Origin of the sequence: Candidatus Oscillochloris fontis (assembly GCF_004138135.1) — a bacterium.
Classification (GTDB): Bacteria; Chloroflexota; Chloroflexia; order Chloroflexales; family Chloroflexaceae; genus Oscillochloris; species Oscillochloris fontis.
In genome coordinates this window covers 1-16662 of record NZ_RYFD01000037.1, presented here as the reverse complement: position 1 = coordinate 16662, position 16662 = coordinate 1, and the positions used below count along the sequence as shown (strand labels likewise).

The window sequence follows — 16662 nt, the reverse complement described above, 5'->3', positions numbered from 1 at the left end:
ATCATGGCAACCGCGATCACCAAGAGCGTACCACCGACCGATTGGCCAATCCACAACTATATTGAACACTTACGCACGCACCGTGCCGATCTCAGCGCCCGCTACCAGATCGCCGAGATCGGGGTCTTTGGCTCCTATGTGCGTAACCAGCAACATCCAGCCAGCGATCTTGATGTCTTGGTCAGTTTCAGTGAAACGCCAGGTCTCTTCAAGCTTGTGGCACTTGAAGACGATCTTAGTGCGTTGCTCAATATCAAGGTGGATTTGGCAGTCAAAAGTGCGCTACGCCCACGCATTGCGACCCGCATTCTTAGCGAAGTGATCTTAATATGAGTGAGTCACGAACCTATCTAGATTACCTTGAAGACATTGCTACAGCCATGGACAGCGCAATGGACTTTGTCCAAGATATGAATGTGCGTAGTTTCAAGGCTGATCTCAAGACAGTCTATGCTGTCACCCGCGCTCTAGAGGTGATGGGCGAAGCTGCAAAGCGTATTCCTGAAGCGGTTCGTATGCGTCATCCAGCAATACCCTGGCGGCTCATGGCTGGTATGCGTGACCGCTTGATCCACCAGTACGATGTGGTTGATCTGGACATTCTCTGGCAAACGGTGACGGACGATTTGCCAATGGTACGCGCACCCCTTGCAGCACTGATCCATACCGAGCGAATTGCTGCGGGTGAAATAGGTGAATAGAAGGCGTCCTATAGCACTGTCTGGTGTATAAGTAGAATAAAAGTTCCATGCCCACCCCTACCTTCGTCGATCTCAGCATCAGCCTCGAACGCGAAGCCCATAGTGATGGGTATCGGGTGCGAGTCCGTTCACGCTTGAGTACGAGTGCCGCCGAAGAGGACGCTGGGGCTAGGTCGCTTGCCCCGGTGCGGTTTGATTATGAGAATCTGCGTGCTACGCAGCTTGATCCGCAAGCCTACGGGCAGTTGCTCACCGCCACGCTCTTCGCCGACGACCAGATACGGCGTGGGTTTAGCGCGGCGCTCGCCCAGGCACGCGGCCATAACGCGCCGCTGCGTCTGCGCTTGGCGCTCGACCCAGAGGATGCGGCGCTGCATGGCGTGCGCTGGGAGTGGCTCCAAGATCCTGATACTGGTGCGTTTTTGGCGCTCAATGAACGGGTGCTGCTCTCGCGCTATTTGTTGGGGGGCAACGGCGAGCCGGTGAAACTGCCCGATGTTCAGCACCTGCGCGCCCTGGTGGTGATTGCGAGTCCCACTGATCTGCACCGCTTTGATATGGCGCAACTCGATCTTGGTGCTGAAGAGCAGCGCATCATGACGGCGCTTGCGCCGATTCAAGCTACGCTGCTGGCGCGTGAAACCGACAATCCGCCCACCATGGCCAATGTGCTTGCGGCGCTGCGTGATGGCTATGAGTTGCTGATCATTGTGGCCCACGGCAGTTTCCAGGATGGGACGCCGATCCTTTGGCTGGAGAAATCCGATGCTACCAGTGACCGCGTAAAAGGGTCGGATCTCCGGTGCGAGTTAGAAGGAGCGACACGACGCCCCCAACTGGCCATTCTGGCCGCCTGTGAGGGCGCGGGGCGGGATCATGGGGACGAGGCACTGGCGGCGCTGGGGCCATTGCTGGTGGCCGCCGGGGTGTCGGCGGTGGTGGCCATGCAGGGGCGGGTGAGTATCGCTGCGGTGCATGCGCTGCTGCCCACGCTCATCTCCGAGCTACGCCGCGAGCCACAGATTGACTTGGCGCTGGCGGCGGCGCGCCGCGCCGCCCAGCGCGAGCATGCCGATTGGTGGCGCCCCACCCTGACGATGCGCGTGCGTGATGGCCGGGTGTGGAACGGTGCGGCTCCGCTGCGCCCGCAACGTGCGGGGGGGACCCCGTTTATTGCCGGGCCACCGGTACCACCCGATCAGTTGCGCGGGCGACACGAGCAGATCCGGGCGATTAAGGATCGCATCGGTGGGGTGGTGCCGCAGTCGCTCTCGATTGTTGGCTACCGGCGGAGCGGGAAGAGTTCGCTCCTGAACTATATCCACCAGCGTATCGGCGAATTCTGCACCCACGCACAATCGCCGCTGGTTGTGCGCATCAGCCTGCAAGACTCGCGCTTCCAGACACCGGCGGGCATCACCGAGGGGCTGCGACGGGGCATCGAGCAGCAGACCGGCACTGCCCCTTGGCGGCGCGAGGAGCATGATGATCCCTGGGCGGTGGACGATGGACTCCAGCACCTCCGCGACCGGGGGCGGCGGCTGATCGTGCTGATTGATGAGTTTGAGCAGCTTGAAGATCGCCTACCGGCCTTTGAGGGCTGGGGCGGTGATTGGCGCGAGAAGGCGAGCCAGGGCTACTTCGCATTGGTGATTGCCACCGTACACCCGATTGATACGATCTATCACGATCTGGGCCTGACTTCGCCCTTTGGCAATATCTTTACCACCACCGAGTTGGGCGCACTGAGTAGCGGCGAATGGCAGGCACTGGTACGCGACGGCTTTGGGGCGGAGCATGTGAGCAACGCCGATATCGAGTTGATTGACGATCTGGCGGGTGGGTTGCCCTTCTACACCCAACTGGCCGCCCAGTTGCTCTGGAGCCACAACGACCACGCCCGCACCCGTGCTGAATATACCCGTGAGGTGGGGCCGCACTTCTCCAACCTCTGGGACAAACTGAACGCTGCTGAACGCCACGCCCTACGTCACGCCGCCGGGATACCCGGCCACGCCGCGCCCCACCCCGGCGTGCGTTCCAAACTCCAGCGCCACGGCATCCTCCGCGCCGATGGGCGGCTCTTTAGTTCGGTGTTGGATGCGTGGGTACGGGATGTGTAGGGATGTACACTGAAATGGCCCTCACCCCCAACCCCTCTCCCGTGGCCTACGCCCACAGGAGAGGGGGGCACTATCCTGATGGATCTCCGATCCTCTTCCCCCCTCGCCTGTTCGCGCAGCGAACGGGAGAGATACCAGGGGGGCTGAAATGGCCCTCACCCCCAACACCTCTCCCGTGGGCTACGCCCACAGGAGAGGGGGGTACGCTCTCAAGTATTCAGAGCGTATTCCCCCCTCGCCTGTTCGCGCAGCGAACGGGAGAGGGGGGCTAGGGGGGTGAGGGCCGTTCGCGACGCCAAATCATGAGCTTGACGCATATTATAGGGATGTACTCTCAATGCCCCCCATCCTCCAATTCCTGCGCGAAACCTGGGAACTCTGGTACTGGGCGCTCTTCCGGCCCTCGCGGCTGCAAGCGCGCATGAATGCCTGGGCACCACGCAAAGAAAAAGATGGCCAACGGGCTTATACCAGTCATTTCCATATCTTACTTTGGGATATGAATCCCCGCTTCCTGGCGCAGTTTGGCCTGCTGAGCTTGGTACATGCACTACCACTCATAATGCTAGTTGCTGCCAGTGGGAGAAACCTCGACTGGCTGTTGGTGCCGGTTGCTATCTTGAGTGCGTATGGTATGGCGATATGGTTTCTCCCAGCGGGCCTATTGCTACATCTGCTCTTAGTACTAGCCTACGCTAATCAGGTTGCAGTACTCCGACAGACACTCGATACAACTCTCACCATGCTGCCTCCGCTGCCTCAGTTGATACTCGGTATGGGTAGTACACTACTTGGGCTAGTGTTAAGTACACTGGTAGTATTCTGGCTCTGGCAACACAAGCAAATCTGGTCTGGACGCATTGCGCTGAGTGTTGGGTCAGCATTAAGTATGGCGCTTGGTGGCTGGCTAGCAACACAGGATGAGGTCTTGTTTTGGTTCATCATGGGTGGAGTAATAAGCATACTCCTCCTCATTTTTCTACGTAACGAACCAGAACATAACGATCCAGATAGAGCCAGCGTTGTGGCGGGCAGCGTGGCGGGCGGCATAGCAGTCGGCGTGGTGTTTGGCGTGGCGTTCGGCGTGGCGGTCGGCATCGCAGGCGTCGTGGCAGGTGGCGTAGCATTTGTCGGAGCAGGCGGCGTAGCGGTCGGCGTGGCAGGTGTTGTGGCGGTTGGCGTAGCAGGTGGCATGGCAGTCGGCAGGGCGGGCGGTGTAGAAGGTATTGTGGTAGTCGGCGTAGCGGTCGGCGTAGCAGGTATTGTGGTGGTCGGCGTAGCGGTCGGCGTGGCGGGTGTCGTAGCGATCAGTGTGGCAGGTATACCACTCCTCACCCTCCCATGGCTTCTACTGGCATCCTGGCTGATCGGATTCCACCTAGCCCCACTGCACAGACGCTGGTGGAAATGGCTGCTTGCTACGCTGTTCGTTATGATGACCTGGCAGCAACAGGGGCCAATGGCGCTCGTGGTGGGTCTGGTTGCCCTGGTGGGCAGTTACCGCCTGGTGTCGCTCACCACGCCGTTTAACCTTCTCAGTCTGGGTTGGCGTATCCTCCCGCGCCGTGTCTTGCCCCCGGCAATGGCACTCCTGCGCCGCCTGCCGCCCTATGGCGATGAGGTGCTCTGGTGGCCACTGTTGGGGCAGCGTCATGTGCTGGCCGCTGCCTTCCGCGAGGATGCCAGCGGCACACTGGCCATTGTGCAGCAGATGCGCGATCTGCCCTACCCCGGCTACCGGCCCAGCATTGAGCAGGCACTCCCACAGATCATTGCCGACCAGTTGGCCCAGGTGCAGACACCGGCCCAACTCATCGCCACCGCGCAGCCCGATCATCCACTGCTCACCGCGCTGGTACCCGCGTTCTACCAGACTGACGAGAGCGGGCAGCGGGTGGCGGTGGCTCCCGGCCAGGATGAGACCACGCTGGTCTTCCCGCGCCTCTTAGCGATTGCCACCGACGCCAGCCGCGCAATCGAGGCCACTAACCCCGCGCTGGCCGAACGTGGCTTGGAGCAATGTCTGACCAAATTGCGCACCCTCCAAGGCCAACTCCCCGGATTGGGGTTGCGTAGCCCGCAGGTGGCACGCTGGAAACCCGCCTTTGCCCAATGGGAAGTGGTGCTGGAGCAGGCGATTGCCGCCCAGCGCACGCTCTCGCAGGGTGAGTTGCTCAACCCCTTCCAGACCGGCAACCCGCTGCGGCCTGAGCGCAAGGATCTCTTCAAAGGGCGCACCCTGTTTGTCAACGATGTGCTGCGCTCAGTCTACGACACCAGCCGCCCCACTCTGGTACTCCACGGGCCGCGCCGCTGTGGAAAGAGTTCCTTCCTGCTCAACCTGCCGCGTCTGCTGCCCAGCGGTGTGCTGCCGGTCTACTATAGCCTGCAAGCCCCCGCCGCCACCAGTAGCACCGGCGACTTCTGCTATGGGCTGGTGCGGTCAATCCGGCGCGATCTGAGTAGTCAGGGGATCAGCACTCCCGAAGCTGAACGTGCCACCTTCCAGGCCAATTCATATACAGCGCTAGAGGATTGGCTCGACGCCGCCACACCTCGCTTCGCAAACCGTTCGCTGCTGCTCTGCTTCGACGAGTTTGAGTATCTTGGTAAAGCCGTGGCGCAGGGGCAGGTGGAGAGTACGATCTTCGACCAACTGCGCGACCTCATCCAGCACAGCCACTTCTCGTTCCTCTTCTGTGGCGTGCAGACGCTCAGCGAGCTAGGGCCAAACTGGAGCAGTTACTTCATCAGCGTGCGCCCGATGGAGATGACCTACCTGGAGCCAGAGGCGGCCTACGAACTGCTCACCAACCCCGATCCGGCCTTCGAGCTACGCTACGCCGAGGGGGTGGTCGAGCGGGTCATTGAGGCCACGCGCTGCCAACCCTACCTGCTCCAACTCATCGGCGAAGCGATGGTGCGCCAGGCCAACCAGCACCAGACACGCCTGCTCACCCCGCCACTCCTCGATGCCGCCTTCGAGGCCGCGTTGACCGCCGGACAGATCTACTTTACCAACCTGTGGGATGAGTACACCGGCAGCAGCCTCGCCGAGGTGCAGGCCGGACGAGCGATTCTGCATGCCGTCGCCCAGCAGCAGCCCCTCCCTCCCATTGAGACCCCGGCAGCACAGGCGGCGCTCCAGCGGCTGCTACGCTACCACACCATCGAGCAGGTGAACGGCAGCTACCGCTGCGAAGTCCCCTTTGTGGCACGTTGGGTGCGCGAGCGGGCGGTGGGGTAGGGCATGTGCAAAGTTCTTGGGGCTACGCCCCAAGTCCCATTTTTGTTGTTTGGTGAAGCCCCTTCCTTGGTGGTACAGTGTATTACTATCAACCGCAGAGGACACGGAGGTACGCAGAGGGATGGGTTTTGCGATACCTGTGGGGGCAAAGCACGCTCTACCTCTGGTTCTTCCTCTGCGTTCCTCTGCGTCCTCTGCGGTCAACAACCAGGGCGCAATACGACGCTTAACCGAACGTCAATGCGTGGAAGAAGGGCGTCTCTTTCTCATCCGCGTGTTGGTTGCGGAAGATGCTGACCCACCCGTGATTGTCACAGTCTATCGTACCAGTAAGATTGCGAAGTATTGGAGAGAACCATGAAAGCAACCTATGACGCCGAGGTAGATGTTCTACGGCTGGTCTTCAGTTCTGAACCAGTTGATGAGAGCGACGAAGAGAAGCCAGGGATCATCATTGACTACGACGCGAACGGGCAGATTGTGAGCATCGAGATCCTGGATGCTTCGAAGCGTGCGGAGAAACCGTTTACGTTTGAATATGCAGTAGTCGGTAAAGCAGCCTAGCCAATCAGTTTGAAGATAGGCAAGAAAGCTGAGCCGGTGGTCGCCCCGCCACCCCCCACAACATAAAAAACCTCCGTGCATTGCACGAAGGTTGCTGGCGAGCCGGGAGGGACTCGAACCCCCGACACTTAGTTCCGAAGACTAATGCTCTATCCACTGAGCTACCGGCCCTCACCGCTGTTAGAATAGCATAGGCGTATCAGTTTTGCAACCGGGGTTCATCCTATGCTCAATCCGCATCTCTGGCCCGATACTGCCCGCCTTGAGGCGGGTCAGCTCTGGGTGGGTGGCGCTGCGCTGCCCGCCCTCGCCGAGGCTTATTCCACCCCACTCTACATCCTCGATATGGTGACGCTGCGCGGGGCCATGCGCGCCTACCGTACCGCCCTCGCCCGCCACTACCCCGCGCCCAGCCGTGTCCACTATGCCAGTAAGGCGCTGCTCAACATCGCTATCGCTCAGGTGGCCCAGCAGGAGGGCCTGGGCTTGGATCTGGTCTCGGCGGCGGAGTTGCTGGTGGCACAGCGCGCCGGGGTGGATATGGCGATGATCCACTTGCACGGTAATGCCAAGAGCGATGCTGAATTGCAACGCGCCCTCGCTTGGGGCGTCGGGGCGGTGGTGGTGGATAATCTGGATGAACTGGAGCGCCTGATCGCCCTGAGTGCGGGGCGGGCCCAGCCCCAGCCCGTGCTGGTGCGTGTCGCCCCCGACATTGCTGCCCATACCCACGCCCATATTGCTACCGGCGCAGCCGATGCCAAGTTCGGTTTGCCGCTGGCAGCGCTGCCTGTCGCCGTCGAGCGCATTCTGGCCGCGCCGGGGCTGCGCTTACGCGGTCTGCATGCCCATATTGGTTCGCAGATCTTCGATCTGGGCCAACTCCAGACGACGGTGCAGGTGTTGGTGGCGACGCTGGCCCAGATCCGCGCTCAGTATGGGATCACGTTGGATGAGCTTAGCCCCGGCGGGGGGTTGGGAGTGCCCTATACCGATGCGATGCCCGCCACCGATATTGATGGCTATGCCCAGGCACTTGCCGCCGCAACCCAGCAGGCATGCGCGGCCCACAACTTCCCCCTCCCCCTGCTCACGGTTGAGCCGGGGCGCTCGATCATTGCGCGGGCGGGGGTGGCGCTCTATCGGGTGGTAGCGCGCAAGTTCGCCGCTGATGGCTGTCTGCTCTACCTGCATGTGGATGGCGGCATGGCCGATAATATCCGCCCTGCACTGTACGGGGCGCACTACACCGCGCTGCTCGCCAATCGCGCCGATGCGCCCCCCGCCGCCCCGGTGAGTGTTGCCGGACGCTACTGCGAGTCGGGCGATATTCTGCTGCGTGATGCGCCATTGCCTACGGCGCAGGTGGGCGATGTGCTGGCGGTGGCTGGGGCGGGTGCCTATACCCTGAGCATGGCCAGCACGTATAACATGAGTCCCCGGCCCGCGCTGCTCTTGCTCAACGCGGGTCAGGTGCAGGTGATTCAGCGGCGTGAAACCGAGGAGGATCTCCTGGCCCGCGATCTGCCGCTGGTGTAACAGTTCACACTTCTCCTAGCTTCTAGGTTTTGACGCAAAGACGCAGAGGCGCAAAGCCTTCAATAAAACCTTTGCGCCTTTGCGTCAAGAAGAAGCTTCCTTTACCCCAAGTGTGAACAGTTACCTAGCTTCTAGGTTTTGACGCAAAGACGCAAAGGCGCAAAGCCTCCAATAAAACCTTTGCGTCTTTGCGCCTTTGCGTCAAGAAGAAGCTTCCTTTACCCCAAGTGTGAACAGTTACCTAGCTTCTAGGTTTTGACGCAAAGACGCAGAGGCGCAGAGCCTTCAATAAAACCTTTGCGTCTTTGCGCCTTTGCGTCAAGAAGAAGGTGGCTACAGAAACGCCCCCATCCCCGTGATCGCCCGCCCGACGATCAGCGTATTCATCTCGTGGGTGCCCTCGTAGGAGTAGAGCGCCTCGGCATCGGCGAAGAAGCGGGCGACATGGTGTTCGAGCAGAATACCGTTGCCGCCCAAGACGCCACGCGCCAGTGCGACGGTCTCGCGCATCTTTTCGCCACAGAACAGCTTGGCCAGCGAGGCACGCTCCTGCGAGATGCGCCCGTCACGGGTTTGCAGTTGCGCCATGCGCGTGCAGAGCACCTGCATGGCCGTCACGTTAGCCAACATCTGGACAAGGTTATTCTGGATCATCTGGAAACCGGCAATCGGCTGGCCAAACTGCTGGCGCTGGTTCGCATAGGCGAGCGCGTGTTCATACGCCCCCATCGCCACGCCGGTCATGGCCCAGGCCACCCCGCCGCGTGCCATGGCCAGTTGGCGCGCCACGTCGCGGAAGCTGTGCGCGTTGGGCATGCGGTTGCGTTCGGGAACACGGCAATTTTCGAGGCGGATGTCGGCATTCTGCACCACCCGCAGCGCGATCTTGCCGGGCAGTTTCTCGACATGCAAGCCGGGCGTGCCACGCTCGATCAAAAAGCCCTTCACCTGCTGGTCGCTCAGATCACGTGCCCAGACCACATGGATGTCGGCGAAGGGCGCATTACCACTCCACTTCTTGGCCCCGTTGATCACCCAGGTGTCACCCTCGCGGCGGGCAGTGGTGGTGAGGCCAGCGGCAGTCGCCGAGCCAACATCGGGTTCGGTGAGTGACCACGCGCCAATCGCTTCAAAGCGGCTCATCTGGGGCAGCCAGTGGGCCTTTTGGGCTTCGGAACCGAACATGGAGATCGAACCCATCGCCAAGCCCCACTGCACGCCAAAGAAGGTGTAGATCGAAGCATCAACCCGTGCCATTTCCATACATGCCATGCCAGAGAGCAGCGGGCCGAGGCTATCAATCGCATACGGACGGGTAGCCCATGTCTCCTGTACTAGGTGCGCAAAGCTAGGTACCAGTTCGTGGGGAAACTCACCCCGCTCCCAATAGTCGGCAATGACGGGGCTGACGCGCTCTTCCATATAGCTGCGAATCTTGGTCAACACAGCCACATCATCGGGGCTAAGCAGATCGCGGAGATCGTAGAAATCACTATTGATCGGTGGCGCACCCTTCGAGCGGCGCTTGAGCGCAAGACGCTTGAGGGCCAAACCAACCTCGTGGGGCGTGACACCACTCAGGTTGCGCATGACATCGGGCAGATGCATGTGCGCGAGGAGACGGTTCATGTTCTTAAAGGGGAGAGAGACGGGTGCCATAGTGGTTCCTCCGTTCCGCGTGCCGGACGCCAACGCCAGTGTTGACGCCCAATAACGCATCGCGTTATGTGTGAATTGTAGCACGCGGAACGGAGGGATGTCAATAGGAGCAGCAATACTCAATCTCATCATCATCAAGCAGACGGTAGCCCGCCCCACGCACATTCGTAATCAGATTTGCGGTACACGCATGCCCGGCAAACTTACGCCGCAGGGTATGGATGCGGCTCTTACTCAGATCGCGTGCCTCTTGGGTCGAACAGGGGTAGTGCAACACATCGTGGGCAATCGCCTGCGCCGACACCACCCGCCCCCGGTGGGTCGCAAGATAGTGCAGCAACTCAAATTCCCCATGGCTCAGCGCAATCTGTTCCCCATTGCACGCCACCGTCACCCGGTAGCGCGAAAGGTCAATGCGTAAAGGGCCAACCTGGATGATCGCATCGTGTGATGGCACGGAGTGTTGGGTCTGATAGGGCTGACGCGCTTCCGCAATCCGCGCCGGTTGGGCAAAGAGCGTGTTGACATGCTGAAGCACTGCATCTGTGGCCATCGGTTTGAGCAGGTAGCGCTGCACCTGTTGGTTCAGCGCCGCCACTGCCGTCGTGAGGCTGGCGGTGGCCGTGAGGATGATCACCGCGATCTGGGGCACAAGGCCACGCGCAGCGCTAATGAATTGGAGGCCGTTCATACTCGGAAGATCAAGATCGGTAATTAACAGGTCAAAGTGGGTCTGCCGCAGGAAATCGAGCGCGGTCTGTGGATCTGGCACGCCGATGGTGAGATAGCCTGCCTGCTGGAGTTCAAGTTGCAGCATCAGCCGAGTAACCCCATCATCTTCGACAATGATAATGCGGTGTTGGTGCATGCCCCTGCCTACCTTTGGATGTGTATTTTGTTTGGGTTAATTTGGGCCAGCCCCAAGCATAAACGATCACCCCTACGCCATGCAATAGTTAGTTGTCAAACATTACTTCAGTTGCCAGATCTTATCACTAGCGCAGGGGCCATGTGAGGTGAGGCAGATAGGATCTGGATAACCCGCATTGCACGGCTGCGCTATAATGAAGTAGGAGGTGTTTTTTATGGGTGAACAAGAATTTCTACAAACACATCGCGATGCAATTACCACAATTGCTGACCATCATGGTGTCATCCGTGTGCGCGTCTTTGGCTCAGTCGTGCGGGGCGAAGCAACACCTGATAGCGATATCGATCTGCTGGTAGAGACCGGCCCTGAAACCAGCGCATGGTTCCCTGCGGGTCTGATCCTCGACCTTGAAGATCTCCTTGGGAGACGGGTTGACATCGTCACTGAGCGGGCACTGAACCCGGCCATCCGCGAGCATGTGCTCCAGGAAGCCCGTCCGCTATGAGTAACGACAGCGTTTATCTGTGGCATATTCTAGAATGTATTCGCCGAATTGAGCGCCACGTCGCCGATGGCCGTGATACCTTTTTCGCCTCGGATACACTACAGGACGCTACCTTGCGCAACTTGCAGACGCTATCCGAGGCAACTCAACGCCTCTCCGAAGCAACGAAGGCTACCCAACCACAGATACCCTGGCGTCAGATTGCCGCCTTTCGCAATGTGCTGGTACACAACTACCTAGGCATCGATCTGGATCAAATCTGGGTCGTGATCCATCGCGATATTCCTCCCCTTAAACATGCCGTGAGTGCCATCATGGCAACTCAGTCGCAGCCAGAAGGCTGAAACGACAACGCGCAAGCGTGTGTTGAATATCACTTCAGTCGCCAGATTTTATCACTGGCGCGGGGGCCATAGGATGTGAGCCACACGGGGATTCCTAGCGTGTTCGCAATCCGTTGGAGCAACGCCTCTGGGCCATCAAGTGGCTCCAATACGGGCTGGCAGGTATTCAGCGCCGCCGTAATCTGGCTCTGGTAGCTCAGATCTTGCGGGTCTGATGCGGAAATAATCCGATCTACCTGTAATGGCCCTAGCTGGTAGTGCGGGCAGATCTGGAGTGTGTCGAGATCGGCGAGGCGATCCAGGCATGTGACGGCCACGCCGTCGAGGTGGCCGACGATCTCTTTGGCGTAGCGCAATAAAACCAAATCGAGCCAACCGCTACGAAAGTATTGTTGCCACAGATGCAACTGATTGCAAGCATCGGGCAGCGCCCGACTCAGTGCGGCGTCCTCGCTGGGCAGCGGGCCAGCGCCGTGGCGGGTGGTGTAGGCGCGGGTGATCCCAAGCCGTACAACGTGTCCGCAATAATCCGCTTCAGCTAAAAGACATTCAGCGTTATGTAGAGTTGTGGTACTCCATGTGGTATGCGGGTGGAAGCCGCGCCACTCGTCTAAGAGTACGCCCTGGGCAGCCTCGAAGATTACCGTGCCGGGGCGTTTGAGGATGTGGTGCAGGTGCGCGGCTTGCACCAGCCGCGCCTGTTGGGTAAACTCGATATAGGCGGGCAATAACCAGTCGGCCCAGTCGGGATCGAGCAGCAGTTCTAATTCAGCAGCACTCTGTGGGTTCGCGGGCAGATCGGCATGGATCGGGGCCAGTTTGGCCAGATTCAGCTCGCGAATCGCGGCGAGTTTCGCATAGAGTCGATCCGCATCAACCAGATCGCCCGCCCGCAGCGCCAGATCAGGATGCGCAAGTGAATCGGCTACGGTCTCGCCCACACCAATCCCGCAGCTCCCGTGCCGCCCCGCCCCACGCGCCAACTCGCGCAGCCGGTTGATCGCCCGCCCAAACGGGGTGATCACCAGCGCCCCCACATCTATGCTGGTCTGCGCGAAGGGATCGGCAACCCCCAGGTTCTGCAAATGCGCCGCTTCGGCCAGCATGGCCAGTGGCTCCATGATCATGAAGCGCGAGAGATGCGTGGCCGCCCCCGCCAACGCACCCGCCCCAAACTGCGAGAAGACATGCTCCAGCCCATCCGGTGTCACCACGCGGTGCCCCGCTTGGGCACCCCCATTAAAGCGCACGACTGTGTGTGCATCGTAGGTGCGGGTGAGGAAATCTACTACCGAGCCTTTACCCGCATCGCCAAAGCCGAGATCGACGGTGAGAAAGGTTTGCTGCATCAGCGTAGCCTTGTATCTTTTGGCGTGCTGTTAGCGGCGTAGCCGCCAACAGCACGCCAATATCTTATAACCGTCCGGCATCGCCGGATGATCCCGCCGGGGGCAACAGCCCCACCGCGCTGTGCGCCACCGGGGGCAGACTGACCGCGTAGGGGGTGAGTGCCCGCACGGCGGTGCTGGCCGCATTGGGGTCACACCCGGCATCCACCAGGTCGCCGGCACCCACCGCCAGATCATCCACGGTGCCTTCGCAGAGCCCAATCGTGAGCGCGATGGTCTCACAGACGGCGCTCTCGTCATCCAGCATCAGCACCCGCTCGCCCAGCAACCCGCGCCAGTGCGCCTGAATGGCCGGGTCGCGCCCATGGCTGGTGTTGGTGGGGACAATGTGGAAGTGGTTGTAGCGCTCCTGTAGTTCGGCGATCACCTCTGGGAGTGGCAGATCGCGCTCGATGCGATCACCCATGAGATCCTGGACAATCTTGTGCTTGATCTTGGCATACGGCTTCTCATCGCCAATCGTGAAGAGGTAGCCCTTAACGCCGCGCTTCTCGTAGCAGTCAATCGAGGTGTGGCGCGCCATAAAGTACATCGCCAGTTCGTAGCTCTCGTAGACCTGCCCGCCACCGCCGCCCTCAATGTAGATCTTGCCCAGATCCTCGTCCATCTCCAAACCCGACTCAAACTGGCCGATCTGGAGCGGAACTTGGTCGCAGGTCGCATCGCCCACGCCACCAAAGAGGATCTGCGGATGCGCCACGTAACCGCGCTGGATCAGCACACGCATCAGCGCCCCCAACTTGGTCTGCATCACCCGTGGCACACTGCCCATCGAGCCGGTTACGTCGAAGATGACCGCAATCGCCAACGACTCCGGGTGTGCCGCACTGTCGCGGCTCTCGCGAATGACCCCGTAGGGGTTCATCTGGTCGTGAACCTTGACCGCGCCAGTAGTGCGCACATAGTCGTCGTAGGTGAAGGCACTGGTATTGGTTGCTCGGCGATGGGTCTGGCGGGCGGAAAATGCGGCATCACTCCAATCTGAGTGTCCCATGGTACTCCTCCTCTGTGTTTAGCTAGTTGGTCATTCCGAGCGAAGCGAGGAATCCCGTCCGGGACGCTTCGCTATGCTCAGCGTGACATTTGAACCGTTTAGGGCATCCGAAATGGCCGAAAGGTCGGTGGGCCATACAGTTCTGCCAAGATGGCCCGGAAATCATCAAGTACCTGCCACGCATCCTGATGGCGTCGCGCCGGGGCGGGGATGAGACAGGCACGCAGCAGGGCGTGGATCGGTTTGGGCGTGCTGGCCGGGGGTTGCCCCGCCTGCCCACCCAATAAGCGTACCATCAAACGTGCCGCCATGTAGATGTCGGTTGCGGACGTTGCCGCCCGCCGCGCCGTCACTTCTGGCGGGTAATCGTCGGCATAGGCCGGGCTAATCGCCTTGATTGCGGTGCCACTATGCACGCTGTAGCACCAGTCAATCAGGATGCCATTATGATCCGCAGGCCGGATCAAGATATGTTCAGGAACGATGGCCCCATGCACCAAGCCCAGGCTATGGCTGGTAGCCAGTGCCGCCAGCATACGGTTGAACATCCAAGCCGCATCGGCGGGGTGTAAACCCTGTGGGTAGCAGCGCAGCACCTCGGCGAGCGTGAAGGTGCCGGGTTCCTGGTGCAGCACATTCACTGTGCGCTGCGTCCCCGCTGTGTCACGCATGCGGAACGACTCGCGGTAGACCGGGAAGTGCGCCCGCACCGGCTGATCGTGGAGTTCTTGGTTGAGCCACTGTAGCACCCGTGCCTCAGCCTGCATCAGATCGCTACTGCGCGGGCTACGCGCTACCTTGAGTAACACCGCCACTCCATCCACATGGGCCGGGTAGAGGTCGCACAGATCGCCCACCCATGGAGCCTGATAGCCCACGTAGGTGCTGCTGCCACTCATCACCCGGATGCGTTCGGGCTGACCATACACCCCCGCGCTGATCTTCTGCTGCGCCATAGCGTACCACTCCTGAAGTTGGCGAAAGGCTTCGTTGGCCGCCACCCACTGGCCAGGGTTGTAGTCGGGATGCGCCACCAGCGCCAGTGCCCGGTACTTGCTCCGTAGGCTCTCCGCCGCATCTCCGGCCAATACCCCGAAGAGATCTTCGGGGCTAGTGGTCTGGAGTAAGCGCTCCATCAGATCATTCAGGCTGCGAATCATGGGCGTTGGCCCTTCTTTCAGACTTAGTATCTATCTGACAATAAGTATAGTGTATGAATAACAAAAAGTCAAGAGGCAATTTGGCAGGATCGGGTATACTAGTAAGAGCGTAGCCGCCCATTGACATTACGTTCAGCCTCCCGGCGGGGGTTCGGGGGAGGCTTCGCCTCCCCCGAAGAACTTTTTTTCTCGAATGGTGGCGGCTTCGCCGCCACCATTCGAGAAAAAAGCAGGTCTGGGGCGCAGCCCCAAGCATGGGTTTTAGGGCGACAGCCATAAACGGAATGCCCATGGGCATGGTGAGAATGATTGCCTATAGCGAAGGAATCCCAACGATGCGCGTCTTCCAACTAGAAGGTGGGTGGTCGGCTGATCACCTCGTCATCGCCGAGCGGCCCATGCCCGAACCTGGCCCTGGCCAGATCGTGTTGCGTATGCGGGCTGCCTCACTGAACTATCGCGATACGGTGGTGATCCAGCGTGGCTACGGCTCACAAACCGGCCAACTGCCGCTCGTCCCGGTCTCTGATGGGGTTGGTGAGGTGGTCGCGGTCGGTGCCGGGGTGCGCCGGGTGCAACTTGGTGATCGGGTCTGTCCGATGTTCAGCCCCCACTGGATCGGTGGCCGCCCGACCGCAGCGCGGCTGGGAGCCACGCTGGGCGGGCCGCTGGATGGGGTGATGCAGGAGTTGATGCTGATTGACGCCGAGAGCGTCGCCCTCGCCCCGCCCCATCTCAGCGATATCGAGGCAGCAACGCTGCCCTGCGCCGCGCTCACCGCCTGGAGCGCCCTGATCACCGAGGGCCAGATCGAGCCAGGCGACCGCGTGCTGATCCAGGGTACCGGCGGGGTCTCGCTCTTTGCGCTCCAGTTCGCCAAGATGCTGGGTGCCTTCACGATTGTGACTTCGAGCAGTAGCGAGAAGCTGGAGCGCGCCCGTGCCCTGGGTGCTGATGCCACCCTGAGCTACCGCGAGACGCCGGAGTGGGGCCGCAGTGTGCGCGACATCGCCGGGGGTGATGGCGTAGACCATATTGTCGAGGTCGGCGGGCAACAGACGCTGCCCCAATCCCTGCGCGCCATTCGCCCCGGCGGGACGATCAGTATGATCGGGGTGCTCTCCGGCCCCTCCATGGAGGCGCGTCTGGGCCTGATCGTCACCCGCCAAGTGCGGCTGCAAGGCATCACCGTGGGTAGCCGCGATGGCTTCGAGGCGATGGCGCGGGCGATCAGCCAACATCAACTGCGCCCGGTGGTGGATCGTGTCTTTGCCTTTGAGGAACTGCCCCAAGCGTTGACCTATCTGGGCAGCGGGGCGCACTTTGGCAAGGTGTGCATCACCCATGGTGCGTAGGGGCGCATCGCAATGCGCCCCCCATTTGTATGGGGCGCGTCACAACGCGCCCCTCCGTTTCTTCCTCTGCGTCCCTCTGCGTCCTCTGCGGTTAACAACCGGGGTACGTGAGGTGGGCGCGTCGCGACGCGCCCCTATACCCCTCAAGCTAAGAAAACAGCCAAGGAAGCTCTTTTGTGTCATCATGGAAG

At 60.6% G+C, this 16662-nt stretch carries 14 protein-coding genes and 1 tRNA gene; 9 read left to right on the top strand and 6 right to left on the bottom strand.

All coding sequences use genetic code 11. The annotated features are described in order from the left end of the window. Positions 1 to 3 precede the first annotated feature (3 nt). From EKD03_RS13530 to EKD03_RS13505, 5 genes are all read left to right on the top strand, one after another. The gene (locus tag EKD03_RS13530; RefSeq protein ID WP_129631742.1) at positions 4 to 333 is read left to right on the top strand and encodes a nucleotidyltransferase family protein; all 330 of its coding nucleotides are present in this window, start codon (positions 4 to 6) and stop codon (positions 331 to 333) included. After that, on the top strand, positions 330 to 701 hold the full coding sequence (locus EKD03_RS13525; protein ID WP_129631739.1) for a HepT-like ribonuclease domain-containing protein: 372 nt from the start codon (positions 330 to 332) through the stop codon (positions 699 to 701). The genes EKD03_RS13530 and EKD03_RS13525 overlap by 4 nt, the downstream gene beginning before the upstream one ends. 47 nt (positions 702 to 748) lie before the next feature. Continuing rightward, positions 749 to 2824 carry a CHAT domain-containing protein gene (locus tag EKD03_RS13520; protein WP_129631736.1) on the top strand — a complete coding sequence of 692 codons (2076 nt, stop codon included), beginning with the start codon at positions 749 to 751 and terminating at the stop codon, positions 2822 to 2824. A 337-nt stretch (positions 2825 to 3161) separates the two neighbouring features. Then, positions 3162 to 6071 (top strand): AAA family ATPase, encoded by a 2910-nt coding sequence (locus EKD03_RS18845; RefSeq protein ID WP_238613519.1) that lies wholly within the window; start codon positions 3162 to 3164, stop codon positions 6069 to 6071. 357 nt (positions 6072 to 6428) lie between these two features. Beyond that, entirely contained in the window at positions 6429 to 6635 is a 207-nt protein-coding gene (locus tag EKD03_RS13505) for a DUF2283 domain-containing protein (RefSeq protein ID WP_129631730.1), read from the top strand. Between the two features lie 95 nt (positions 6636 to 6730). Here the strand turns inward: EKD03_RS13505 and EKD03_RS13500 are convergent. Further along, positions 6731 to 6806, bottom strand: a tRNA-Arg gene (locus EKD03_RS13500). Between the two features lie 54 nt (positions 6807 to 6860). Here EKD03_RS13500 and lysA point away from each other — a divergent pair. After that, positions 6861 to 8174, top strand: a complete 1314-nt coding sequence (gene lysA, locus EKD03_RS13495; protein ID WP_129631727.1) for a diaminopimelate decarboxylase — start codon at positions 6861 to 6863, stop codon at positions 8172 to 8174. A 333-nt stretch (positions 8175 to 8507) separates the two neighbouring features. On the opposite strand, the gene EKD03_RS13490 is transcribed toward lysA, so the two are convergent. Together EKD03_RS13490 and EKD03_RS13485 are read right to left on the bottom strand one after the other, a co-directional pair. Continuing rightward, positions 8508 to 9833 carry an acyl-CoA dehydrogenase family protein gene (locus EKD03_RS13490; RefSeq protein ID WP_174842874.1) on the bottom strand — a complete coding sequence of 442 codons (1326 nt, stop codon included), beginning with the start codon at positions 9831 to 9833 and terminating at the stop codon, positions 8508 to 8510. Between the two features lie 100 nt (positions 9834 to 9933). Then, a complete protein-coding gene (locus EKD03_RS13485; protein WP_129631724.1) occupies positions 9934 to 10701 on the bottom strand; it encodes a response regulator transcription factor in 768 nt (255 codons plus the stop codon). A 217-nt stretch (positions 10702 to 10918) separates the two neighbouring features. On the opposite strand from EKD03_RS13485, the gene EKD03_RS13480 reads away from it, so the two are divergent. Both EKD03_RS13480 and EKD03_RS13475 read left to right on the top strand, forming a co-directional pair. After that, complete coding sequence (locus EKD03_RS13480) at positions 10919 to 11209, top strand: nucleotidyltransferase family protein (protein WP_129631721.1); 291 nt, start codon at positions 10919 to 10921, stop codon at positions 11207 to 11209. Then, positions 11206 to 11553, top strand: coding sequence for a HepT-like ribonuclease domain-containing protein (locus EKD03_RS13475; RefSeq protein WP_129631718.1), 348 nt, complete (start codon positions 11206 to 11208; stop codon positions 11551 to 11553). The genes EKD03_RS13480 and EKD03_RS13475 overlap by 4 nt, the downstream gene beginning before the upstream one ends. 29 nt (positions 11554 to 11582) lie before the next feature. On the opposite strand, the gene EKD03_RS13470 is transcribed toward EKD03_RS13475, so the two are convergent. From EKD03_RS13470 to EKD03_RS13460, 3 genes are all read right to left on the bottom strand, one after another. Next, positions 11583 to 12902 (bottom strand): adenylosuccinate synthetase, encoded by a 1320-nt coding sequence (locus EKD03_RS13470; RefSeq protein ID WP_129631715.1) that lies wholly within the window; start codon positions 12900 to 12902, stop codon positions 11583 to 11585. 64 nt (positions 12903 to 12966) lie between these two features. Continuing rightward, on the bottom strand, positions 12967 to 13956 hold the full coding sequence (locus EKD03_RS13465; protein WP_129631712.1) for a hypothetical protein: 990 nt from the start codon (positions 13954 to 13956) through the stop codon (positions 12967 to 12969). A gap of 98 nt (positions 13957 to 14054) precedes the next feature. Next, the gene (locus EKD03_RS13460; protein WP_129631709.1) at positions 14055 to 15116 is read right to left on the bottom strand and encodes a molecular chaperone DnaJ; all 1062 of its coding nucleotides are present in this window, start codon (positions 15114 to 15116) and stop codon (positions 14055 to 14057) included. A gap of 335 nt (positions 15117 to 15451) precedes the next feature. Here EKD03_RS13460 and EKD03_RS13455 point away from each other — a divergent pair, with 335 nt between their 5' ends. Then, on the top strand, positions 15452 to 16471 hold the full coding sequence (locus EKD03_RS13455) for a zinc-dependent alcohol dehydrogenase family protein (RefSeq protein WP_129631705.1): 1020 nt from the start codon (positions 15452 to 15454) through the stop codon (positions 16469 to 16471). Positions 16472 to 16662: the final 191 nt, after the last annotated feature.

Excerpts from the sequence above, each read along its gene's own strand:
- EKD03_RS13475 (WP_129631718.1), top strand. The coding sequence starts at position 11,206 with ATGAGTAACGACAGCGTTTATCTGTGGCATATTCTAGAATGTATTCGC.
- EKD03_RS13480 (WP_129631721.1), top strand. The coding sequence starts at position 10,919 with ATGGGTGAACAAGAATTTCTACAAACACATCGCGATGCAATTACCACA.
- EKD03_RS13460 (WP_129631709.1), bottom strand. The coding sequence starts at position 15,116 with ATGATTCGCAGCCTGAATGATCTGATGGAGCGCTTACTCCAGACCACT.
- EKD03_RS13455 (WP_129631705.1), top strand. The coding sequence starts at position 15,452 with ATGCGCGTCTTCCAACTAGAAGGTGGGTGGTCGGCTGATCACCTCGTC.
- EKD03_RS13470 (WP_129631715.1), bottom strand. The coding sequence starts at position 12,902 with ATGCAGCAAACCTTTCTCACCGTCGATCTCGGCTTTGGCGATGCGGGT.
- EKD03_RS13505 (WP_129631730.1), top strand. The coding sequence starts at position 6,429 with ATGAAAGCAACCTATGACGCCGAGGTAGATGTTCTACGGCTGGTCTTC.
- EKD03_RS13520 (WP_129631736.1), top strand. The coding sequence starts at position 749 with ATGCCCACCCCTACCTTCGTCGATCTCAGCATCAGCCTCGAACGCGAA.
- EKD03_RS13525 (WP_129631739.1), top strand. The coding sequence starts at position 330 with ATGAGTGAGTCACGAACCTATCTAGATTACCTTGAAGACATTGCTACA.
- EKD03_RS13490 (WP_174842874.1), bottom strand. The coding sequence starts at position 9,833 with ATGGCACCCGTCTCTCTCCCCTTTAAGAACATGAACCGTCTCCTCGCG.
- EKD03_RS13530 (WP_129631742.1), top strand. The coding sequence starts at position 4 with ATGGCAACCGCGATCACCAAGAGCGTACCACCGACCGATTGGCCAATC.
- EKD03_RS18845 (WP_238613519.1), top strand. The coding sequence starts at position 3,162 with ATGCCCCCCATCCTCCAATTCCTGCGCGAAACCTGGGAACTCTGGTAC.
- EKD03_RS13465 (WP_129631712.1), bottom strand. The coding sequence starts at position 13,956 with ATGGGACACTCAGATTGGAGTGATGCCGCATTTTCCGCCCGCCAGACC.
- EKD03_RS13485 (WP_129631724.1), bottom strand. The coding sequence starts at position 10,701 with ATGCACCAACACCGCATTATCATTGTCGAAGATGATGGGGTTACTCGG.
- lysA (WP_129631727.1), top strand. The coding sequence starts at position 6,861 with ATGCTCAATCCGCATCTCTGGCCCGATACTGCCCGCCTTGAGGCGGGT.